The sequence below is a fragment of the Mycobacterium sp. E3305 genome (genome assembly GCF_001666785.1).
GTDB lineage: Bacteria > Actinomycetota > Actinomycetes > Mycobacteriales > Mycobacteriaceae > Mycobacterium.
In genome coordinates this window covers 1-21,929 of sequence record NZ_LZJA01000232.1, presented here as the reverse complement: position 1 = coordinate 21,929, position 21,929 = coordinate 1, and the positions used below count along the sequence as shown (strand labels likewise).

Annotated in this window: 23 protein-coding genes and 1 pseudogene; 18 read left to right on the top strand and 6 right to left on the bottom strand. The window is 68.2% G+C overall.

Translation table 11 applies throughout. The annotated features are described in order from the left end of the window. Positions 1 to 36: 36 nt before the first annotated feature. Positions 37 to 783 (bottom strand): SIMPL domain-containing protein, encoded by a 747-nt coding sequence (locus A5701_RS21845; RefSeq protein WP_067758763.1) that lies wholly within the window; start codon positions 781 to 783, stop codon positions 37 to 39. Between the two features lie 462 nt (positions 784 to 1,245). Between A5701_RS21845 and A5701_RS21840 the strand changes: the two genes are divergently transcribed. Further along, entirely contained in the window at positions 1,246 to 1,545 is a 300-nt protein-coding gene (locus tag A5701_RS21840) for a PE family protein (protein ID WP_067758760.1), read from the top strand. An 11-nt stretch (positions 1,546 to 1,556) separates the two neighbouring features. Further along, positions 1,557 to 2,792 carry a PPE family protein gene (locus tag A5701_RS21835; protein ID WP_067758758.1) on the top strand — a complete coding sequence of 412 codons (1,236 nt, stop codon included), beginning with the start codon at positions 1,557 to 1,559 and terminating at the stop codon, positions 2,790 to 2,792. 147 nt (positions 2,793 to 2,939) lie between these two features. Here the strand turns inward: A5701_RS21835 and A5701_RS21830 are convergent, their stop codons facing one another. Beyond that, the gene (locus A5701_RS21830) at positions 2,940 to 4,463 is read right to left on the bottom strand and encodes an adenylate/guanylate cyclase domain-containing protein (RefSeq protein WP_067758755.1); all 1,524 of its coding nucleotides are present in this window, start codon (positions 4,461 to 4,463) and stop codon (positions 2,940 to 2,942) included. 184 nt (positions 4,464 to 4,647) lie between these two features. After that, positions 4,648 to 4,998, bottom strand: coding sequence for a hypothetical protein (locus A5701_RS21825; RefSeq protein ID WP_067758754.1), 351 nt, complete (start codon positions 4,996 to 4,998; stop codon positions 4,648 to 4,650). A 173-nt stretch (positions 4,999 to 5,171) separates the two neighbouring features. Between A5701_RS21825 and A5701_RS28350 the strand changes: the two are divergent. From A5701_RS28350 to A5701_RS21805, 4 genes and pseudogenes are all read left to right on the top strand, one after another. Then, a pseudogene (locus A5701_RS28350) lies at positions 5,172 to 5,465 on the top strand (PE family protein); the annotation flags it as partial. A gap of 696 nt (positions 5,466 to 6,161) precedes the next feature. Next, positions 6,162 to 7,277 (top strand): PPE family protein, encoded by a 1,116-nt coding sequence (locus A5701_RS21815; RefSeq protein WP_067758747.1) that lies wholly within the window; start codon positions 6,162 to 6,164, stop codon positions 7,275 to 7,277. A gap of 77 nt (positions 7,278 to 7,354) precedes the next feature. Next, positions 7,355 to 7,651: a WXG100 family type VII secretion target gene (locus tag A5701_RS21810; RefSeq protein WP_067758745.1), complete on the top strand. Its 297-nt coding sequence runs from the start codon at positions 7,355 to 7,357 to the stop codon at positions 7,649 to 7,651. 28 nt (positions 7,652 to 7,679) lie between these two features. Continuing rightward, positions 7,680 to 7,964: a WXG100 family type VII secretion target gene (locus A5701_RS21805; protein WP_067758743.1), complete on the top strand. Its 285-nt coding sequence runs from the start codon at positions 7,680 to 7,682 to the stop codon at positions 7,962 to 7,964. A 26-nt stretch (positions 7,965 to 7,990) separates the two neighbouring features. Here the strand turns inward: A5701_RS21805 and A5701_RS21800 are convergent, their stop codons facing one another. From A5701_RS21800 to A5701_RS21790, 3 genes are read right to left on the bottom strand one after another with little or no spacing between them, the layout of a single operon-like run. Beyond that, complete coding sequence (locus A5701_RS21800; RefSeq protein WP_067758740.1) at positions 7,991 to 9,004, bottom strand: zinc-binding dehydrogenase; 1,014 nt, start codon at positions 9,002 to 9,004, stop codon at positions 7,991 to 7,993. Beyond that, positions 9,004 to 10,191 (bottom strand): LLM class flavin-dependent oxidoreductase, encoded by a 1,188-nt coding sequence (locus A5701_RS21795; RefSeq protein ID WP_067758737.1) that lies wholly within the window; start codon positions 10,189 to 10,191, stop codon positions 9,004 to 9,006. The genes A5701_RS21800 and A5701_RS21795 overlap by 1 nt, the downstream gene beginning before the upstream one ends. Beyond that, complete coding sequence (locus A5701_RS21790) at positions 10,188 to 11,159, bottom strand: alpha/beta fold hydrolase (protein WP_067758732.1); 972 nt, start codon at positions 11,157 to 11,159, stop codon at positions 10,188 to 10,190. The genes A5701_RS21795 and A5701_RS21790 overlap by 4 nt, the downstream gene beginning before the upstream one ends. 132 nt (positions 11,160 to 11,291) lie before the next feature. Here A5701_RS21790 and A5701_RS21785 point away from each other — a divergent pair, with 132 nt between their 5' ends. From A5701_RS21785 to A5701_RS21725, 12 genes are all read left to right on the top strand, one after another. Further along, positions 11,292 to 11,708, top strand: a complete 417-nt coding sequence (locus A5701_RS21785; protein ID WP_067758729.1) for a VOC family protein — start codon at positions 11,292 to 11,294, stop codon at positions 11,706 to 11,708. A 359-nt stretch (positions 11,709 to 12,067) separates the two neighbouring features. Continuing rightward, positions 12,068 to 14,467 (top strand): ATP-dependent zinc metalloprotease FtsH, encoded by a 2,400-nt coding sequence (ftsH, locus tag A5701_RS21775; protein ID WP_067758718.1) that lies wholly within the window; start codon positions 12,068 to 12,070, stop codon positions 14,465 to 14,467. Positions 14,468 to 14,482: 15 nt separating this feature from the next. After that, positions 14,483 to 15,097, top strand: coding sequence for a GTP cyclohydrolase I FolE (gene folE, locus A5701_RS21770; RefSeq protein WP_067758715.1), 615 nt, complete (start codon positions 14,483 to 14,485; stop codon positions 15,095 to 15,097). Positions 15,098 to 15,116: 19 nt separating this feature from the next. Beyond that, on the top strand, positions 15,117 to 15,950 hold the full coding sequence (gene folP / locus A5701_RS21765) for a dihydropteroate synthase (RefSeq protein WP_067758818.1): 834 nt from the start codon (positions 15,117 to 15,119) through the stop codon (positions 15,948 to 15,950). Then, positions 15,943 to 16,344 (top strand): dihydroneopterin aldolase, encoded by a 402-nt coding sequence (gene folB, locus A5701_RS21760; RefSeq protein ID WP_067758713.1) that lies wholly within the window; start codon positions 15,943 to 15,945, stop codon positions 16,342 to 16,344. The genes folP and folB overlap by 8 nt, the downstream gene beginning before the upstream one ends. After that, complete coding sequence (folK, locus tag A5701_RS21755) at positions 16,341 to 16,889, top strand: 2-amino-4-hydroxy-6-hydroxymethyldihydropteridine diphosphokinase (RefSeq protein WP_067758711.1); 549 nt, start codon at positions 16,341 to 16,343, stop codon at positions 16,887 to 16,889. The genes folB and folK overlap by 4 nt, the downstream gene beginning before the upstream one ends. Beyond that, positions 16,889 to 17,365 (top strand): DUF3180 domain-containing protein, encoded by a 477-nt coding sequence (locus A5701_RS21750; protein ID WP_067758708.1) that lies wholly within the window; start codon positions 16,889 to 16,891, stop codon positions 17,363 to 17,365. The genes folK and A5701_RS21750 overlap by 1 nt, the downstream gene beginning before the upstream one ends. A gap of 86 nt (positions 17,366 to 17,451) precedes the next feature. Continuing rightward, complete coding sequence (locus tag A5701_RS21745) at positions 17,452 to 18,831, top strand: DUF6779 domain-containing protein (RefSeq protein ID WP_067758705.1); 1,380 nt, start codon at positions 17,452 to 17,454, stop codon at positions 18,829 to 18,831. 127 nt (positions 18,832 to 18,958) lie between these two features. Continuing rightward, the gene (locus A5701_RS21740; RefSeq protein WP_067758702.1) at positions 18,959 to 19,870 is read left to right on the top strand and encodes a Rossmann-like and DUF2520 domain-containing protein; all 912 of its coding nucleotides are present in this window, start codon (positions 18,959 to 18,961) and stop codon (positions 19,868 to 19,870) included. Next, entirely contained in the window at positions 19,867 to 20,805 is a 939-nt protein-coding gene (gene panC / locus A5701_RS21735) for a pantoate--beta-alanine ligase (RefSeq protein ID WP_067758699.1), read from the top strand. Before A5701_RS21740 ends, panC begins: the two co-directional genes overlap by 4 nt. Further along, on the top strand, positions 20,805 to 21,224 hold the full coding sequence (gene panD / locus A5701_RS21730) for an aspartate 1-decarboxylase (RefSeq protein ID WP_067758696.1): 420 nt from the start codon (positions 20,805 to 20,807) through the stop codon (positions 21,222 to 21,224). Before panC ends, panD begins: the two co-directional genes overlap by 1 nt. Before the next feature lie 2 nt (positions 21,225 to 21,226). Then, positions 21,227 to 21,929, top strand: a 703-nt coding sequence (locus tag A5701_RS21725; RefSeq protein ID WP_067758694.1) for a type III pantothenate kinase, incomplete at its 3' end; no start/stop codon positions are given.

Genomic DNA, 21,929 nt, shown 5'->3' with positions numbered 1-21,929 from the left:
CGGCGGAGCCGGGTGAAGCGGGTCGCCGCCATCGGATCAGTCCAGCTCCCACACCGCGGTCACCGAGAAGCTCACGGTCTGCTGGCCGGGTTCCAGCGGGACCGCGCTGGGCATGGCCCTCGGTGGCGCGGGCGGTCCACCCGTCGTGGGTTCGGTCGCCTCCGAGATGGACAGCACTCGGCCCAGCCGGAGTCCGGACAGCTGTGCGTACTGCTCGGCGCGGTTCTTGGCGTCGTTGAACGCTCGCGCGCGGGCATCCTTGACCAACTGCGAATCGTCGGTGATGGAGTAGCTCACCGACTTGATTCGGGTGGCGTCGCCACCCGTGCCGACGATGAGGGCCAGCATCCGCGACGCGGAGTCGGGCGGGTGGATCCTGACCGTGATGGCATTGGTGGCGCGGTACCCGGTGATGGTGGCGGTCCCGTTGGGCCCCGGATTGCTGAACTGTGGCTGCAGCGTGACCTCGGTGGTGCTGATGTCCTTGCGGTCGACGCCCGCGCCGGCCAGCGCATTGATGACCGCTTGCTGGCGGTCGTTGGTCTGGTTCATCGCCGAGGTCACGTCGGGCGCGGTGAATTCGATACCGACGTCTGCGGTCAGGGTGTCCGGAACGCCCTGGACCTGCCCCGACCCCAAGACGGTGACCTGACGAGGATTCACGCCGGGCGCGGGCGCCGACGGTGGGGAATCGCAGGCCGACACCGTGGCGGTAGCTAACCCGGCGACGACCAGGGTGATCCACTTGCGGGCAAATCTCGGGGCATTCCTTGCGACCGGCATGCCTGGCACCTTAGCCGTTGACGCAAGCAGAGGCTACGGGTTGCCCGGTACCAGGCGATTCGGGCGGTTCTTATGCGCGAATGTCGCTGTGCACCATTGGTATTGGTGCCAAATCGGTAATGTCGCCGGCATTGTGGCACGCCCAGGCCGCATGCGCCCGTCGCACGGCGGCGTTCGGCCGTCCTCTGCATCCCGCAGGCAAACGTTGACTGCTAATCCAGCAACCACATATAAGCACATATATGACGCTAAACATATTGGTTTGCAATAACTTTCATGCAGAATCCAAATATTCCAGCACTTCCGGTCAGCTAAGTGAACAGTTACCGACCCGGTCATGAATTGGCAGTCCCAAGGCTGTCCTTCCTGGGCATGCCTCCCCTAACGTGTCCAGGCGTCTGATTCGGTACCCGACAGCTGGTGCTGAAAGTTATTGATTACAAGGTGATTTGAGGAGGGGATATGCCGTTCGTGATGGCGCAGCCGGAAACGATCGAGGCGGCGGCCGGAGAGCTGCATGGCATCAATGCGGCGGTGCGGGAGGGCAATTCGGCCATGGCCGCGCCGACGACCGGGGTGGTTCCGGCCGCCGCGGATGTGGTTTCCATATTGACCGCGGCGCAGTTCTCGTGGCACGCGAGCCTCTTCCAGGCGGTCAGTGGCGAGGCCGCGGCGGTTCGCGAGCAGCTGGCGACGACGCTCGGTATCAGCGCCGGTTCCTATGCCGCCACGGAGATCGTCAACACTGCCGCGGTCGGTTAGGCGGAAGCGCAATGTTGGATTTCGCGCAGCTACCGCCGGAGGTCAACTCCGCGCTGATGTATTCGGGACCCGGCTCGGGGCCGCTGCTGAGTGCCGCGGCGGCGTGGGACGGGCTGGCAGCCGAGTTGCATGCCGCGGCGTCCGCCTATGGCTCGGTGATCGCGGGTCTAGGCGACGGGCCGTGGCAGGGCCCGGCCGCGTCCGCCATGCTGGCGACCGCCGCGTCCCAAGTGGCGTGGCTCCGCGGCACGGCCGGGCATGCGGAAGAGGCTGCCGCTCAAGCGATGGCGGCAGCGGGCGCCTACGAGGCGGCGTTCGCCGAAACGGTGCCGCCGCCGGTGATCGCGGCGAATCGGGCCCTCTTGATGGAGCTGCTGGCGACGAACGTCCTCGGTCAGAACACCGCCGCGATCGCGGCCACCGAGTTCCAATACGGCGAGATGTGGGCTCAGGATGCAGCCGCAATGTACGGCTACGCCGGCACGTCGGCTGCGGCGGCGACCTTGCCGCCATTGGAGCCGGCGGCACCCACCACCAATTCGGCCGGGGTCGCGGGTCAGGCCGCGGCGGTGACCCAAGCGGCCGCGAACAGCGGTACGCAGGGACTGGACGCGGTGCCGCAAACGCTGTCGTCACTGGCCGGGTTGCCGAACAACCCCGCGGCTGCCAACCCCACGTTTTCCCTGGGCGGAATCAGTCTGAACCCCGAAGGCGATGGGCTCGTCATCGGCGGCCCGCTGGGCGATTTGTTGGAGGGGCTGACCGGGTCGCAGACCTTGGATGCCAGCACGCCCTTCGACGCGTTCATCCGATTGATCTCACCGACACGGCTATTCACGACCTCGTTCAAGGACATACAGGGCATCGCTCAGGGCATGATGCCCGCCGCGAAGTCCGCCACCGAGGGCGCCGCCAAGGCCGCGGAAGCGACTCTGCCCGCAGCGGTTTCGGGCGGCGCAGGCCTGGGCTCGATCGGGTCGATAGGCGGTGCCGTGGGTAAGGCTGCGTCAATCGGTGGTTTGTCCGTGCCGGCCGGTTGGGCGAGCGCGGCCCCGGCCGCTTCGCCGGTCACCCTGGCGGTCAACGGATTCCATTCGGCTGGGGCGGTCGAACCCGCCACGAATGCGGTCGGTGGGGTGCCGATGACGCCGTTCGGTGGGACGGGCCGCAATGCCGCGGGCCAGTTTGTCGCGCCCCGATACGGCTTCAGGCCGACGGTCATCGCTCAACCCCCCGCGGGCGGCTGAGAGTTGAAGCGTTAGAAGCGTGTCAGCTGAAATATGCAGAGCTAGCGAACATTTCGCCCTGCGGTGGTTCGTTGAGTGGTTTCGATCGAATGGCGGCCGCGAATGTGAAAGATAAGATTCCGCCAAATGGGTCACCCCTCCCGAGCGTCAGCCTGAGATCGCCTCCCGCCGCGGGTCGAGGCAATAGATGTGCAGTGCAGCGGATTTTCCTTTCAGCGCGTGAAATCCGCGGTCGGCGAGCGTTGCCGGTCGAGTGGCCAGGGAGGCAACGGTCTGGCCGGTGAGAAGGATTGCGTCGCCGGTGGTCTTGGTGAGCTGCTCGACGCGCGCTGCGACGTTGACCGTGTCGCCGATGAGGGTGAACTCCAGCTTTCCCGCGGCGCCGATGGTTCCGGCGATCACCGTACCGGTGTTGATGCCGATGCCGATCCGAAGGTCCGTTTCGAATAGTTCTGTGACGCGGCGTTGAATTCGCACCGCGGTGCTCACCGCGGCGTCCGCGTGATCCGTGAGGTCGTTGGGGGCTCCGAACACCGCCATAGCGCCGTCGCCGAGGAATTTGTTGACATGCCCACCGGCGTCGACGACCGCAGGCACCACGATTTCGAAAAGCGCGTTCAGGCGGGCAACGGTGTCCTCGGCGGTGTTTGCCTCGGCGTACGGCGTGAAGTCGCGCACGTCGACGAACATCACCGTCACCTCACGGCGCTCGCCGGTGAAAACATCGTCACCCTGTTCGAGCAGTCTGGCCGCCAGGGCGGGGTCGACGTAGGTGCCGAATGCTGCCTGAAGTCGTTGTCGCTCAGCCAAACCCGCTTGCATGCGGTTGAACGACGCCACCAGCGCGCCGAGGTCATCATCCTGGACCACCGGCAGGCGTTGTCCGTAGTCGCCGGCCCCCACCCGCACCGTTGCATCGGTGAGGTCGCGAATGGGCCGAAATGACGGCGAGAGCATCGCAACGACGGTGATCGGTACCCCGACGACAAGTGTCAAGGCGCTGGCGGTCACAAGGGAGAGCACCGGGACTCCTCTGCCCCGATCCAGCGCTACCGCCACCATCGCGGCCATTGCGGAGAAGGTGAAAATGGAGCCCGCTATCGAGAGGCCCAGCCAGGTGGCGAAGGTCGGACGAGCGCGCGGGAAGTCGTCGCCGATGCCGGTATTTTCGGCAAGGGCTGCCCTGACGGGTCGCGCCGCTCCCTCCCCGAAATTGTGCACACCGATCAGCGCGGTAGCCAATCCTGCGGCGGCACCGACGATCCCGTACTGAATCAGCCGCGTCCCGCTAGCTCCGGCAATCAAACCGACAACCGTCAAGAGCACCACGACCGACGTCGCTATCAACCAAAACGCTCGGATATCGGCCGTTCGAACCCAGGCATAGGTACCGGCCAGGGCCTTCGCCCGATCAACCTCACGGCCGGCCGCCCACTGTTGCGCCAGTCGCAACCGTCCAATGCCGGGAACAAGACTTACGAAGCTCATCACCAGCGTTACGACGGTTGCGACGACAGATGCTTCCACGTAGTGACTGGACTTCTCGAATGCGACGACGATCCACGACCAAAGCAGGAAGACCGGCAGTGTCGAGGTGAAAACCGCTATCAAAAGCGCCCACCAATACCTCGCCCCGAACCGGTCCCACGCCCACTGCCAGATGCGATCCATGCCGGCAGAGTAAGCCGGCAAGCGAGCACGGCATCCGGTTTCGGGTTCGCGACGTTACGGGCCGAGTCGCAGACCAAGACGGGGGTGCGCAACGACGAGATTGGCCGCCGCATTTTCCATGACGGGGGTCGTGAGCGGTGTCGTGGCGGCCAGAGGGGCCGAAAAACAGATGACTGCGGCGAGCTCAGTCGCGCGAGCCCTCCGCCGTCGGGTTCGGCATCAGCACGCGCTGTCGGGTCGTCACACGGAACGGATCCGGCGACTGACCGTCGCCCAGGACCGCGTGCACATCCTCGGGCGTGATCAGGCCCAGTTCTATCTGTAGCCAGGTGGCGCTGAGCCCGAACGCGTGCGCGGCGCGCCTGGCCTCTTCGGCATCGGGAAAGTCGTCCGCGTTGGCGCGCCCGCCGGCCCCGTACCAGCGCCCTTTCGTGACGCCACAGGCGTCGCGCAACTGCTCGATGGTGATGTCGCGGTTCAGCGTCGCTTCAAGCAGGCGCTTCAGCCCCCAACCTGCGGCATTCGTTCGTGGCATCCACCCAGAGTAACCCGGTGCCGAAACCCGGGCAAAGTGTCTCCACCTGCGAGTCCGTGACTGAAAAAATGAAAACATGGCAGAGTGCTAGACAACAATTCCGAATTTATGACATAGTGTCCGCAAGCACGACAACACGAGCCGGATTCCGGCATTGCAGAGGAGAAGACCAGATGTCGTTCCTGACCACGCAGCCCCAGCTGCTGTTAGCCGCGGCGGGCCAGCTGCAGGCAATCGGCTCCGAGCTAACCGCGGCCAACTCGATGGCCGCGTTTGCGATCACGGGCGTGGTCCCGGCGGCCGCCGACGAAGTCTCGGCGATGACCGCGGCCACCTTCGCCGCTTACGGCCAGCAGTATCAGGCGATCAACGCCGAGGCCAGCATGATCCACGAGCAGTTCGTCAGCGCCCTGGGAATCAGCGCCGATTCGTATGCCGGAACCGAAGCCGCCAATGCGACACAAGCCGCGGGCGGCCGCGTCGCACCCGCCATGCCCGTCCATCTGGTTCCGGGCGGACCCGCTCACACGTCGCCTGCCATGCCCAGTCGCGTGGCGCCCGCCGTGCCCAACCGCGTGACCCCCACGGTGCCCGCCCGGCCGGCGACCGCAGGCGCGCCCCCGGCGTCCACGGCCTCGGGCTGGAGCGGCGGCGGGTATGGCGGGCACATGCCATCGCAGCACGGCGGCTATAACGGCTATGGAGCGGCCAATTACGGCCGCCACCAGGCTCCGTACAGCCGCGGTCACTATGGCGCCCGCCCGCCCGCTCCCGCCCAGCACCTTGCGCCTCCCGCACACATGGCGCCCGCCCAGCATGTCGAGCACGTCGCGCCCGCGCACGCAGCGCCCTCCCAGCATGTCGCCCGCGCCGACGTGGCGCCCCAGCACGTCTCACCCGCCGAGCTGGCGCCCCAGCATGTCACCCGCGCGGATATGGCGCCCCAGCACGTCTCACCCGCCGAGCTGGCGCCGACGGCACCGGTCCACCGGGTGCCCCTTGCTGCCGCCATACCCGCCGAGAAGGTGCTGCCCATGCAGCTGCCCGGCGGCACGCCCGGCGAACACGTCGTGCACGCGCACGCCGCAATCAAAGCCGCCGCCGGCCCAAAGCCCTTGCCGGCGCTGGCATAGCGAAAACGACCGTAAGAGAGGAAAGCAGTAATGGATTTCGGTGCGATGCCCCCGGAGATCAACTCGGGCCTGATGTACGCGGGCCCGGGACCAGATTCGATGCTGGCGGCGGCGATGGCATGGGAGGGGCTGGCCGCGGAGCTGCGGATGGCCGCGACGAGCTACGGGTCGGTGATCCTGAACCTGACCGACGCCGGCTGGCAGGGCCCATCGTCGGCGGCCATGGCGGCCGCGGCGGCGCCCTACGTGGCTTGGATGCACGCGACCGCCGCGCAGGCCGAGCAGGCCGGCATGCAGGCGACGGCCGCCGCGGTCGCGCACGAGACGGCGTTCGCCGCTACCGTGCCGCCACAGTTGATCGCCGCCAACCGGTCACTGCTGATGATGTTGGTCGCGACCAACTTTCTGGGGATAAACACCGCGGCGATCGCGGCCACCGAGGCGCAGTACGCCGAGATGTGGGCCCAAGACGCCGCGGCCATGTACGCCTACGCCGGCTCGTCGGCCGCGGCGGCGACGTTGGCACCGATGGCGGTCGCGCCGCCGACCACCAACCCCGGAGGGGCGGCGTCCAGCGCCGTGGCCGCGGGTGCGGCCAACATGCAGGGCGCCACCCAGGGACTGGCGATGGGCCTGCCGTCCACGCTCAATTCGTCCGCGTCGTCATTCGTGAGCAGCTTCCCTTCGGCCGTCAGCAGTTTCACCGGCTTGCTCGGCACGCCATTCGGAGGACAGGGCGCCGGTACGGCCACATCAGGATTGGGCGCGACGACGGCGTCGAACGCCGGCCTTGCGACGGCAATGCTCGGACCCGGCGCTGTCTCGCGGGTCGGGATGCCCGGAATGCAGCACCTGGTGCCGGCCGCGCCGTCCATGCGCGCGCCGCAGATGCTGGCGCCCGCGCGGTTGATGCCATCCGCGGCCATGGGCCAGGCGGCTCCTGTTGGAGGTTTGTCGGTGCCGCCGAGTTGGCAAGCCGCGACTCCCGAGGTCGCCGGCCCGACCGCCACCCCGTTGGGCAGTGCCGGCGCACCGATGCTGGCTCCGCGCGGTATCCCGGCGGGTCAGGTTGGCGGCATGGAGATGCGCGGATTCGGCGCTGCGGCACCGACTCGCGCCACTGTATTGCCCCAGCTGGTCGGATGACGGAAGGGAGAGAGGGAACTTCGAGGATTTAACGACCAAACCTCAGTATTGACAATCACTTTCGAAGGAGAAATGTAATGACAGCACGATTCATGACGGATCCGCACGAGATGCGGGCGATGGCGGGCCGTTTCGAGGTGCACGCCCAGACGGTCGAGGACGAGGCCCGCAAGATGTGGGCGTCCTCGATGAACATCGCCGGCTCGGGCTGGAGCGGTCAGGCGCAGGCGACCTCGTACGACACCATGGGTCAGGTCAACCAGGCCTTCCGCAACATCGTCAACATGCTTCACGGCGTGCGCGACGGGCTCATCCGCGACGCCAACAACTACGAGCAGCAAGAGCAGGCCTCGCAGCAAAGCCTGGGCACCTAGCCCACCGACAAACAGGAGACGAGTAACGATGACAATCAACTATCAATTCGGCGATGTCGACGCCCACGGCGCCACCATCCGCGCGCAGGCCGCGTCACTGGAGGCCGAGCACCAGGCCATCGTTCGCGATGTTCTTGCTTCCGGCGACTTTTGGGGCGGCGCGGGGTCCGCGGCGTGCCAGGAGTTCATCATTCAGCTGGGCCGCAACTTCCAGGTGATCTACGAGCAGGCCAACGCGCACGGGCAGAACGTGCAAACCGCCGGCAGCAACATGGCGGGCACCGACAGCGCTGTCGGGTCCAGTTGGGCCTAGGGGCGCGGCGGGTCGACACCAGGGGCCTAAGGGGTGACGAGAACCTTGCAGTGGCGCTCGGGGTCGGCGAGGTCGTCGAAGGCCGCGCCGACCCCGTCCAGCCCGACCTCCCCGGTGATCAGCGGGCTGGCGTCGATGTCGCCCTCGGCCAGTGCACGCAGCGAGTCGGTGAATTCCTCCGGGGTGTAAGCGAGCACGAACTGGACGTTGATCTCTTTGGCGATCGCGAAGAACGGATGCAAGGTGTCGGGCTGCATGCAAACGCCCGCGACCACCAGGCGGGTGCCGGGCCGGGCCCGGAGCAGCACGTCGTCGATGATCCCGGGCACGCCGACCGCTTCGAACACCACGGCTGGTTTGGCGACGTCGAACGGCGAACCCTGCGAAGCGTCCAGCGTTTGATGGGCGCCCATGGCGGTGGCCAGCTCCTGCCTCTTCGGCGAAAAATCTGATGCCACAATGTTTTCCACCCCGCGGGCACGCAGAGCCGCGATGATCGCTATGCCGATCGGACCGCAGCCGATGACCAGGGCCGTCTCTCCGGAGGAGATGTTGGACTTGTTGACGGCGTGCAAGCCCACCGCCAAGGGTTCGGTCAGGGCCGCCTGCCTGAAGTCCAAGCCGTTGGGGACGGCCAGCAGCAGCGGCGCGGACAGCAGCATGCGTTCGGCATAGCCGCCGATTGTGCTGTTGCTGTAGACGATTGGCTCGGCACCCTTGGCCGACAGCAACACCGGGAGCGAGGTTACCAGCGTTCCGGGCGGGAGGGTTTCGGTATCGGGGCCTGCCTCGAGCACCTCGGCGCTGAACTCGTGTCCCATGAAGATGTCGTGGTCGAGGTCGACGTGCATGCCGCTCCGGCCGCCGGCCACCCGATCGGTCATCTCGAGCACCTGCGCGCCGTGCGCGGCGAAATGCAGGTCGGAGCCGCAGATCCCGCATGCCCGCACGCCGACGAGCACCTGCCCTGCCTCCGGCACGGGATCCGGCACATCGTCCCGGTAGACCATTCGGCCGTTTCGCAATACCGCAGCGCGCATCAGCTTTTCACGCCCTTCTGTTCGTCGACGTGCTCGGAGATGGCCTTCACCACTGCCTCACCGGCTCGGCCGATCAGCTGATCGCGATTGCCCTTGGCCCAGTCGTGCGATGACCGCGCCGCTTCGAGCTGCCCTTTGAAATGAGGAATCACCTTGCGCGCCATCAGGTCATAGCAGTGATACGTCGCCTCGGGGGAGGCCCAGTCGTGCCCCAGCATCAGCAACGTGCCGAAGCCACCGGAGCGCTCGAGCAGGTCCTCGATGTGGGCGATGGCATCGTCGGGCGTGCCGATACAGCAATTGCCCTTGGCGGCGTAGTCCTCGACGAACTCGTGCGGTGACTGGGCGCCTTCGACGGAGTTGGCCAACGGTACGAACCCGGCCGCGCCGAAGTAGTTGGCGAAATCCTGCAGGCCGTAGGTGCAGTCGTCGATCGCCTTTTCCCGGCTGTCCGCGATGTGCATGATGCTCAGAACACGCCAGTCGGCCCGGTCCGGCTCGTCCCGGCCGACTTTGGCGGCCTGTTCGCGCACCACGTCCCAGGTGGTTTCCAGGGCGGCGAAGCCGCCCGGCACCGACATCGACAGCGACAGCAACGACGTGCCCAACGCACCCGCCAGCCGCGGTCCGGACGGCGAAATCATTGCCGCGGTCGATATCTCGGGGTAGGGCCAGGTGTAGGGCCGGATGTGCAGTTGCGCCTCGCGCAATGTGAACCAGTCGGTGTGGCGGTCGATCCGCTCCGAGGGGCCGGCCCGGAACAACGCGAGGATCGCCTCGAGCGACTCCTGCATCATGTGCCGTTGATCGACCGGGTCGATGCCCATCATGTAGGCGTCCGACGGCAGCGCGCCGGGGCCGGTGCCGAACATCACCCGGCCGCGGGTGAGGTGGTCGAGCAGCACCCATCGATCGGCCACCATGAGCGGGTGGTGGTAGGGCAGCGAGACCACTCCGGTGCCCAGCCGGATGTGCTTCGTCCGCTCCGCAGCGGCCGCGATGAACACCTCCGGGCAGGCGATCAGTTCGTAGCCGCCGGAGTGGTGTTCGCCGAACCATGCCTCGTCAAAGCCGAGCCGATCCAGCGCGACGACTCGCTCCATGTCGTATTCCAAAGCCACCGTTGGCGATTGGCCGATCGGGTGAAACGGTGTGATGAAGACACCGAACCGCAGGGGGGCACTCATCGCAGCTCCAATCCGTTGAGGAAATCCAATAGGGCCGCGTTGACCTCTTCCGGCCGTTCCTGCTGCAGCCAGTGCCCCGCGTCTTCGAGCATCACCTGTTGGTAGGAGCCGGTGATCAATTGCGATGCGCGGTCGGCGCGGGTGAACGTCAGCACCGGGTCGGCGGTGCCGCCGATAAAGAGTGCAGGCACAGTAATTTTGGCGTCGGCTAGCTCCGGGGTGGTCTCCCAGTTGCGGTCGAAGTTGCGATACCAGTTCAGGCCACCGGTGAATCCGGTGCGGGAGAACTCGCTGATGTAGTGGTCGAGCTCGTCCTGGCTGAGCCAGTCCGGCAGCCGGTCGGGTTCGGGAAGGCGATCGATGAACCCCTCGTCACCGGGCGCCACCATGCGCGCCGCGGCGAGCGGGTCACCCGATGTCCGCAGGCCGCCCAGCATCCTGCGTAGCGTGCGCGCGGGGTCACCGTTGAGTTCCGCGTCGGCGACGCCCGGCTCCTGGAAGTACAGGATGTAAAAGAACTTGTCGCCGAGCATCTTGCGCCACGCCCTCGTCGGCGCCACATGCGAGCGGGGAACGGCCGGGACGCTGAGCCCGGCGACGGCCGCAACCCGATCCGGGTGCAGCAGCGGCGCATTCCACACGACGGCGGCGCCCCAGTCGTGTCCGACCCAGACGGCACGCTCGGCGCCGACGTCGTCGAGCAGGCCGACCAGGTCGGCCGTCAGGTGGTGGATGTCGTAGGCCTCGATCGCCTCGGGGCAAGAGGAGCCGCCGTAGCCACGCTGATCGGGCGCCAGAACGTGATAGCCGGCCTCGGCCAGAACCGGTATCTGGTGGCGCCACGAATAGGCCAATTCGGGAAAGCCATGAGCCAAGATCACCACGGGCGCGCCGCGCTCTCCCGCCTCGACCACCCGCAGCCGTACACCGTTGGTCTCTACTAACCGTTCGGTTGATTTGAGCACCATGTCACCAAAGCACACCCCCTCCGGGGCTGAGAAGTATTCGCGCTGATTGCGAATACCGTTCCAATCACTTTGGTCGCCTGGTAGATATCGCCATGAGGCACTCGCATTTCAGTGGAAGCAGGTGGACCCCGCATGAAGCGGCTCGACCACGTCGTCCTCTGGACGAGCGATCCGCGCGCGTCGATGGATTTCTATACGAGGGTGGTCGGGTTGGCGCCGGTCCGGTTTGCCGAGTTCGAGGCCGGTGACGCTCCGTTCCCGAGTGTTCGGGTGTGTGAGGACGCCATCATCGACCTGTCGCCGATCGCCAATATCGCTGGCACCGAGGCGCTGACGCGGACGGACGGCAGCGCCGGCCACCCGGTGAATCACGTGTGCCTTGCGCTATCGAAGTCCGAATACGACGCGTTGGACCAGCGTCTGCGAGCGGAGGGCGTGGACACCAGCGCGCGGTTGGGCCCCAACTTCGGCGCCCAGGGCTGGGCACCGCAGGCTTACTACTTCGCCGATCCGGACGGCAACGTGATCGAGGCTCGCTATTACGAATGATGGGAGACCCGACAGGCTCACCCACCGAACGTCACGCTGGCGTGACCAGCGCAGGCCACCGTCACGCTGGCGTGACGCTCGGCGTGCCCGGCTGGTCGGGAACCCGTCGTCGTTGTATCCAGAGAATGGTGGCGACCCGCAGCGCCCCGGCTCTGCCGGGACTCGCGATCGCCACTGTGCAGATGGTGGCGACCCGCAGCCCCCCGGCTCTGCCGGGACTCGCGATCGCCACTGTGCAGATGGTGGCGACCCGCAGCGCCCCGGCTCTGCCGGGACTCGCGATCGCCACTAGCGGTAACCTGGACTTTTCCAGCTGCGTGTATATCGGGGAAGGACCTGGCCAGCAAGGCCGATGATTGATGAACCGGAAAAACGTTATCCGCACCATCACGGCGATTGCCGTCGTGGTGCTCCTCGGTTGGTCGTTCTTCTATTTCAGCGACGACACCCGCGGCTATAAGCCCGTCGACACGTCGGTGGCGGTGGCGCAGATCAACGGCGACAACGTCAAGAGCGCGCAGATCGACGACCGCGAGCAGCAACTGCGGCTGACCCTGAAAAAGGGCAACAACGACACCGACAATTCCGACAAGGTCATCACCAAATACCCGAGCGGGTACGCCGTCGACCTGTTCAACGCGCTGAGCGCGAAGAACGCGAAGGTCAGCACGGTCGTCAACCAGGGCAGCATCCTGGGCGAGCTGCTCGTCTACGTGTTGCCGCTGCTGTTGCTGGTGGGCCTGTTCGTGATGTTCTCCCGCATGCAGGGCGGTGCCCGAATGGGCTTCGGGTTCGGCAAATCACGGGCGAAGCTGCTCAACAAGGACATGCCCAAGACCACGTTCGCCGACGTCGCTGGCGTCGACGAGGCGGTCGAAGAGCTGTACGAAATCAAGGACTTCCTGCAGAACCCCGGCCGCTATCAGGCGCTGGGCGCCAAGATCCCCAAGGGCGTGTTGCTCTACGGTCCGCCGGGAACCGGTAAGACGCTGCTGGCACGCGCGGTGGCCGGCGAGGCCGGAGTCCCGTTCTTCACCATCTCCGGCTCCGACTTCGTCGAGATGTTCGTCGGCGTCGGCGCATCGCGGGTGCGCGACCTGTTCGAACAGGCCAAGCAGAACAACCCGTGCATCATCTTCGTCGACGAGATCGACGCGGTGGGCCGACAGCGCGGTGCCGGCCTGGGCGGCGGCCACGACGAACGCGAGCAGACGCTGAACCAGCTGCTGGTCGAGATGGACGGCTTCGACCCACGCGCCGGCGTCATCCTCATCGCGGCCACCAACCGGCCCGACATCCTGGACCCCGCGCTGCTGCGGCCCGGCCGCTTCGACCGGCAGATCCCGGTGTCCAACCCGGATCTGGCGGGCCGCAAAGCGGTGCTCGAGGTGCACTCCAAGGGCAAGCCGATCGGCCCCGACGCCGACCTCGCCGGGCTGGCCAAACGCACCGTCGGCATGACCGGCGCCGACCTGGCCAACGTCATCAACGAGGCGGCGCTGCTGACCGCCCGGGAGAACGGCACCGTCATCACCAGCGCCGCGCTCGAAGAGGCGGTGGACCGGGTGATCGGCGGCCCGCGCCGCAAGGGCCGCATCATCAGCGAGCAGGAAAAGAAGATCACCGCCTACCACGAGGGCGGGCACACCCTGGCCGCCTGGGCGATGCCGGACATCGAGCCGATCTACAAGGTGACCATCCTGGCGCGCGGTCGGACCGGCGGCCACGCGGTCGCGGTGCCCGAGGAAGACAAGGGTCTGCGGACCCGCTCGGAGATGATCGCGCAACTGGTGTTCGCGATGGGCGGACGCGCCGCCGAGGAACTGGTGTTCCGGGAGCCGACGACGGGCGCGGTGTCCGACATCGAGCAGGCCACCAAGGTGGCCCGCGCGATGGTCACCGAATTCGGGATGAGTTCCAAGCTGGGCGCGGTCAAGTACGGCACCGAACACGGTGACCCCTTCCTGGGCCGCACCATGGGAACGCAGGCCGACTACTCTCACGAGGTCGCCCGCGACATCGACGACGAGATCCGCAAGCTGATCGAGGCGGCTCACACCGAGGCGTGGGAGATCCTCACCGAATACCGCGACGTGCTCGACACACTGGCCGGCGAGCTCCTGGAAAAGGAGACGCTGCACCGGGCCGAGCTGGAGGGCATCTTCGCCGACGTCGAAAAGCGGCCCCGGCTCACCATGTTCGACGATTTCGGCGGCCGCATCCCGTCGGACAAACCGCCGATCAAGACGCCCGGCGAGTTGGCGATGGAGCGCGGCGAGCCGTGGCCGCCGCCGGTCCCCGAGCCGGCGTTCAAGGCGGCCATCGCGCGCGCCAGCCAGGCCGCCGCGGCCGCGGGGGCGGATGCGGACCGAAACAACAACGGCGGCAATGGTTCTCAGGCATCCGGCCACCGTCCGGGCGTGCCGCATGCACCCACCCAGCCCGACTACGGTGCGCCGGCGGGCTGGCACGCACCGGGATGGCCGCCGCAGGACCAGCAGCCGAATTACTGGTATCCGCCGCCGCAGGCCCCGCAACAGCCGTACTGGCCGCAGCCGGCGGGGCACTACCCGGGTTATCCCGGCCAGCACGGGCACCCGGGCCAGCAGACCCACCCCGGTCAGCAAGGGCAGGCGCAGCCCCCCTACCCGCCGTATCCGCCCTACCCGCCGCCGAGTCTGCCCGACCCGGACGGCGCAAGGTCTCCCGACCAGCAGGACGACGACGTGAGCCGGTCCAATCCGCCGGCTCACGGCTGACGAACGGAGGATTCGATGGCAGTAACCGGTTTGGGCCCGGACACCGCCACCCCCTCAACTCGGGTGTTCGACCAGGAGCGCGCCGAGGCCGCAGTCCGAGAGTTGTTGTACGCCATCGGCGAGGACCCGGACCGGCACGGCCTGCGTGAGACGCCGGCCCGCGTCGCCCGTGCCTACCAAGAGATGTTCGCCGGGCTCTACACCGACCCCGACAGCGTGCTGAACACCATGTTCGACGAGGAGCACGACGAACTGGTGCTGGTCAAGGAGATCCCGCTGTACTCCACCTGCGAACACCATCTTGTGTCGTTCCACGGTGTCGCCCATGTCGGGTACATCCCAGGGGCCGACGGGCGCGTCACCGGGCTGTCCAAAATCGCGCGGCTGGTCGACCTTTACGCGAAGCGCCCGCAGGTGCAGGAACGGCTGACCAGCCAGATCGCCGACGCCCTGATGACGAAGCTCAATCCGCGCGGGGTGATCGTCGTGATCGAGGCCGAGCACCTGTGCATGGCCATGCGCGGCGTTCGCAAGCCCGGCGCCGTTACCACCACCTCGGCGGTGCGCGGGCAGTTCAAATCCAACGCCGCTTCTCGAGCCGAAGCGCTCGACCTCATTTTGCGTAAGTGAGCCGGCGCCTGTGCGGGTGATGGGAGTCCTGAACGTCACTGACGACTCGTTCTCCGATGGCGGCCGCTATCTCGACACCGGCAACGCCGTGGCGCATGGGGTGGCGTTGGCCGCCGAGGGCGCCGACATCGTCGACGTCGGAGGCGAGTCAACTCGGCCCGGCGCCACGCGGATCGACTCCCAGATCGAGACCTCTCGCGTGATTCCCGTCGTCAAAGAGCTTGTGGCAGAGGGAATAACGGTAAGCATAGACACCATGCACGCTGATGTCGCGCGCGCGGCGCTGCAGAACGGCGCGCGGATCGTCAACGACGTGTCGGGCGGGCGTGCCGATCCCGCGATGGCTCCGCTGTTGGCCGAGGCCGGCGTGCCCTGGGTGCTGATGCACTGGCGTTCGGTGTCCGCCGAGCGCCCGCATGCGGCTCCGCACTACGACGACGTGGTTGCCGAAGTGCGCGCCGAGCTGCTCGCCAGCGTCGACGACGCGGTGGCGGCCGGTGTAGACCCCGCCAAGCTGGTGATCGACCCGGGACTCGGGTTCGCCAAGACGGCTCAACACAATTGGGCGCTGCTGCGCGCGTTGCCGCAGTTGGTGGCCACCGGAATCCCCGTGCTGCTGGGTGCATCCCGTAAAAGGTTCCTCGGTACGTTGTTAGCCGGGCCGGATGGCTCGCCGCGACCGCCCGCCGGCCGCGAGACAGCGACAGCGGTGATCTCCGCGTTGGCAGCGCTGTACGGGGCGTGGGGTGTTCGTGTGCACGACGTGCGGGCCACGGCCGATGCCCTCAAGGTGGTCGGGGCCTGGGCGCAGACCGAATCGCAGCAGACCGAGCTGGCTGGAGACGATGGCTGATCGAATCGAATTGCGGGGGTTGACGATTCGTGGGCGACACGGGGTTTTCGAGCACGAGCGCGCCGACGGGCAGGATTTCGTCATCGATATGACCGTGTGGATCGACCTCGCGGACGCCGCCGCCAGCGACGAGCTGGCCGACACCTACGACTACGGCCGGCTGGCCCAGCTGGCGGCCGACATCGTGGCCGGGCCGCCGCGCAACCTGATCGAAGCGGTCGGGGGTGAGATCGCCGATCGGGTGATGCAGGACGACCGCGTGCATGCCGTCGAGGTGGTGGTGCACAAGCCGCAGGCTCCGATCACGCAGCAGTTCGCCGACGTCGCGGTGGTGGTGCGCCGGTCTCGGCGCGGCGGCCGCGGTTCGGTGATCCCGGCGGAGCGGCGCCTATGACTTGGGTGGTCCTCTCCATCGGCTCCAACCTGGGCGACCGCCTGGCCCGGTTGCAGTCCGTCGTCGACGGGCTGGGCGAGACGGTGCTCGCGGTCTCCCCGGTGTACGAGACCGACCCGTGGGGCCGCGTCGACCAGGCGCCGTTTCTCAATGCGGTGCTGATCGCCAACGACCCGGCCTGCGACGGCCAGTGCTGGTTGCGCCGGGCGCAGGAGTTCGAGCGGGCTGCCGGCCGGGTGCGGGGCGAGCGCTGGGGCCCGCGCACCCTCGACGTCGACCTGATCGCTTGCTACGGCGAGGCGGAGGTGATCTCCCGCGAGAACAATCTGACGTTGCCGCACCCATTGGCCCACCTGCGTGCCTTCGTGATGATTCCCTGGCTCGCCATCGACCCCGATGCCCAGCTGACCGTCGCCGGGGACGCTCAGCCCGTCTCGGGCCTGCTGGCCCAGCTGGACCCCGCAGACCGGGAAAGCGTCCGGTTGACCGACCTCAAGCTGCACCGGCCGGGCACGGACCCGGCAGACCGGAGTCCGGAAGGCTGATGGGGCCGACCAGGAAACGTGACCTGACGGCCGCGGTGGTAGCCGCGGCGGTGGTTGGTTATTTGCTGGTCAACGGCCTCTACCGATGGTTTCCGCCGATCACGGTGTGGACCGGTCTGTCGTTGCTGGCCGTCGCCGTCGGCGAAGCCCTGTGGGCGCGCTACGTGCGGACCAAAATCAACGACGGCGAAATCGGGGTCGGCCCCGGCTGGCTGCACCCGCTGGCGGTGGCCCGCAGCCTGATGGTCGCCAAGGCGTCGGCCTGGGTAGGCGCGCTGATGTTGGGCTGGTGGGCCGGGATCCTGGTGTATTTCCTGCCGCGGCGATCCTGGTTGCGGGCGGCCGCCGAGGACACCACCGGCGCCGTGGTCGCCGCCGTCAGCGCGCTGGCGCTGCTCCTCGCCGCGCTGTGGCTGCAGCATTGCTGCAAGTCGCCACCGGACCAGACCGAGCACGGCGAGGGTGCCGAAAACTAGCCCCCCTGTGACCCGGGTAACAACAGCGTGAGAATCGCCGGAGTAGGGCGACACGCGGATTGACCTCGCGCAGGTACAGTCAGGCCATGACCGTTCTGTCCCGCGGCGCCCGGGTTCGGCGCGGCGGCCGCAGGCCGGGGTGGGTGCTCTTGACCGCGTTGCTGGTCCTTGCGATGGGGGCCAGTTCCGCTTTGGTTTTCACCAATCGGGTGGAACTCCTCAAGCTCGCTGTAATCCTGGCCCTGTGGGCCGCAGTCGCCGGCGCGTTCGTCTCGGTGCTGTACCGCCGTCAGAGCGATGCGGATCAATCCCGCGTCCGCGACCTGAAGCTGGTGTACGACTTGCAGCTGGATCGGGAGATCTCCGCCCGGCGCGAGTACGAGCTGACCGTCGAGTCCCAGCTGCGTCGCGAGCTGGCATCCGAGCTGCGCGCACAAGCCGCCGACGACCTGGCCGAGCTGCGCGCGGAATTGAGCGCGCTGCGCACCAGCCTGGAGATCCTGTTCGACACCGACCTCGCCCAGCGGCCGGCCCTCGAGACGCCCGAAGCGGAGGCGGCCCCCGAACGCGCGTACAGCGAGTGGGACCGCAACGGCGAGACCCCGCGTGACGCGCCCTACGACTGGGTCGCCAGCGATCGGGTCAGCTCGGTCCCCCAGGACAACCCGGCGGGCCGCGCCGACGAGACGGCGATCATCGACGTGCCCGAGGAACCGCTGTTGCCGCCCCGGCAGCCCCAGAGCCCGCCGCAGCCCCGCCGCGACCGGGTCCCCTACCAGTACGAACCGCCGCAGGAGCCGCCACCGCCGGCCCCACCGCAGCCGTCGTACAGCGCCGCACCGCCCGAGCCCGAGCCGCGCTTCGAACCGCGTCAGCAGCCGCCGGCGCCGCAGCCGGAGCCGCAGGTGCAAGGCTGGCAGCCGGTGGGTGCGTCGGGGCTGTGGTTGCCGCCCGGCGCGCCGGGAAGCAACTGGGCCGGTGCCGATGAGTCCGCCCCGCCGGGCGAGGAGACGTCGGGCCGGCGGCGACGCGCCCGCCACTCCGAGCCGGACCAGGCATGGGCGGCCCCCCGCGACGAGCCGCCGCCGCCGTTCGGTGAGCCGGGTCGCCGGGCGCGGTCGCGCCACTCGGCCGAGTACCGCGACTACGGCGCCCCCGGCTTCGCGCCCCCGAGCGAGCCCGCGTTCGCGTCCGGCCCCATTCCCGCGGCGGCCACGCCCCCGCCTCCAGCGCCGCCGCATTCACCGTCACCCCACACCGACGGGGAGCCACCACCACCGCCGCGGCTCGCCCCGCCGCCACCGCCGGAGCACGCCCCCCGCCATGGCGGCGCGGACCCGCTGGCGCAGGCCCCGGACGGGCCGGGCGAAGGCCCCCCGACCGGCGGTCAGTCGGTTGCGGAGTTGCTGGCGCGGCTGCAGGTCCAGCCGTCCGAGGGCGGCCGGCGGCGGCGCCGCGACGGCTGAGCTGGGAGCTTCCTCACACGGGGCTTTCATTGGTCGGGGCCCGCTGATCGACTAGAGTTTTAGTGACCGAACGGTACCCACGAGGTGGGACCGGAACGAACGAAAGAAATCTGTGAGGTCGTCTGCGATGGTGCAGTTCGACGGTTTGCGCCCGGCCAGGCTCAAGGTGGGAGTCATCTCGGCCGGCCGGGTGGGCACCGCGCTCGGTGTCGCGCTGGAGCGCGCCGACCATGTCGTGGTCGCCTGCAGCGCCATCTCCCACGCGTCGCGCCAGCGGGCGCAGCGTCGACTGCCCGACACCCCGGTGGCGTCGCCGCCGGACGTGGCGGCCGGCGCCGAGCTGCTGTTGCTGGCCGTTCCCGACAGCGAGCTGGCCGGCCTGGTGTCCGGCTTGGCCGCGACGTCGTCGGTGCGGCCGGGCACGATCGTCGCCCACACCTCCGGCGCCAACGGGGTCGGCATTCTCGCGCCGCTGGCCCAGGACGGTTGCATCCCGCTGGCGATTCACCCGGCGATGACGTTCACCGGCTCCGATGAGGACATCAACCGGCTGGCGGACACCTGCTTCGGCATCACCGCCGCCGACGAGGTGGGGTACGCGATCGGGCAGTCGCTCGTCCTCGAGATGGGCGGCGAGCCGTTCTCCGTGCCTGAGGAAGCGCGGGTGCTCTACCACGCCGCGCTGGCGCACGCGAGCAACCACCTGGTGACGGTCCTCGCCGACGCGCTCGAGGCGCTGCGGGCCGCGCTGCGTGGCAGCGAACTGCTCGGGCAACAGTCCGTCGACGACCAGCCGGGCGGCATCGCCGAACGCATCGTCGGGCCGCTGGCGCGGGCGGCGCTGGAGAACACCCTGCAACGCGGGCAGGCCGCCCTCACCGGCCCGGTCGCACGCGGTGACGCGGCCGCGGTCGCCGGGCACCTGGCCGCGTTGAACCAGGCCGACCCGGAACTCGCGCAGGCGTACCGGGTGAACGCCCTGCGGACCGCCCGGCGCGCCCACGCTCCCGCCGACGTCCTCGAGGTGCTGGCGGGATGAGAGCGGGCAAACCGCCCGCCTTCAAGGCCGGCGAACTCAACGTTTACTCGCGCCCGCGCGACGTCACCGACGTCTCCCGCGCGCTGCGGCACACCGGCCGCCGGGTGATGCTGGTGCCCACCATGGGCGCCCTGCACGACGGCCACCTCGCTTTGGTGCGCGCCGCCAAGCGGGTGCCCGGCTCGGTGGTCGCGGTGTCGATCTTCGTCAACCCGCTCCAGTTCGGCGCCGGGGAAGACCTGGACGCCTACCCCCGGACCCTCGACGACGACGTGGCGCTCCTGCGGGGCGAAGGCGTCGAAATCGTGTTCGCGCCAACGGCCGCTGAGATGTACCCCGACGGCCTGCGCACCACCGTGCAGCCCGGTCCGCTGGCCGCCGACCTCGAAGGTGGCCAGCGACCGACCCACTTCGCCGGCGTACTGACAGTCGTGTGCAAGCTGCTGCAGATCGTGCGCCCCGATCGAGTGTTCTTCGGCGAGAAGGACTATCAGCAGCTGGTGCTCATCCGGCAGATGGTCACCGACCTGAACATCGACGTCGCCGTGGTGGGCGTGCCGACCATCCGCGAGGCCGACGGGCTGGCCATGTCGTCACGTAACCGCTACCTCGATCCGGTGCAACGCGAGGCGGCCGTGGCGGTGTCGGCGGCATTGACCGCGGGGGCCCATGCCGCGGACGCCGGACCGCAGGCCGCGCTGGACGCGGCACGCGCGGTGCTCGAGGCGGTGCCCGAGCTCACGGTCGACTACCTCGAGTTGCGTGATCCGGAGCTGGGCCCGTTGCGGGCCAACCGATCCGGGCGGCTGCTCGTGGCCGTCCGGCTGGGCAGCACCCGGCTGCTGGACAACATCGCGATCGAGATCGAAACTTCGCCGGCACCCGTTGGGCCGGACGGATATCGGGACCCCCGTGAATCATCTTGGAGGAATTGATGTTACGGACCATGCTCAAGTCGAAGATTCACCGCGCCACCGTGACGCAGGCCGATTTGCACTACGTCGGCTCGGTGACCATCGACGCCGATCTGATGGACGCCGCTGATCTGCTGGAGGGCGAGCAGGTGACCATCGTGGACATCGACAACGGCGCCCGCCTGGTCACCTATGCGATCACCGGCGAGCGCGGCAGTGGAGTGATCGGGATCAACGGCGCCGCCGCCCATCTCGTGCACCCGGGTGATCTGGTGATCCTGATCGCGTACGGGACGATGGAAGACGCGGAGGCGCGCTCCTACCAGCCGCGAATCGTGTTCGTCGACGCGGACAACAGGCCCATCGACCTGGGACACGATCCGGCCTTCGTTCCCGCGGATGCGGCCGAGCTTCTCGACCCCCGAATCACTGTGCGGTAGCCGTGCTGCTGGCGATCGACGTCCGTAACACCCACACCGTCGTGGGGCTGATCTCCGGATCCAAAGAGCACGCAAAGGTCGTGCAGCAGTGGCGGATCCGCACCGAGTCCGAGGTCACCGCGGACGAGCTGGCCCTGACCATCGACGGCCTGATCGGCGACGACTCCGAGCGACTCACCGGCGCCGCCGCCCTGTCCACCGTGCCGTCGGTGCTGCACGAGGTTCGGATCATGCTGGACCAGTACTGGCCGTCGGTGCCGCACGTGCTGATCGAGCCCGGCGTGCGCACCGGCATCCCGCTCTTGGTCGACAACCCGAAAGAAGTGGGTGCCGACCGAATCGTCAACTGCCTGGCGGCCTTTCACCGGTTTCAAAGCGCCGCGATCGTCATCGACTTCGGCTCCTCGATCTGTGTGGACGTCGTGTCGGCCAAGGGCGAATTCCTCGGCGGCGCGATCGCGCCCGGCGTGCAGGTCTCCTCGGATGCGGCCGCGGCCCGCTCCGCCGCGCTGCGCCGGGTGGAGCTGTCCCGTCCCCGTTCGGTGGTGGGCAAGAACACCGTCGAATGCATGCAGGCCGGAGCGGTATTCGGCTTCGCCGGGCTGGTCGACGGCCTGGTCGGACGGATTCGCGAGGACGTCGAGGGCTTCGCCGGTGACGACGTCGCGGTGGTGGCGACGGGGCACACGGCTCCGCTGCTGCTGC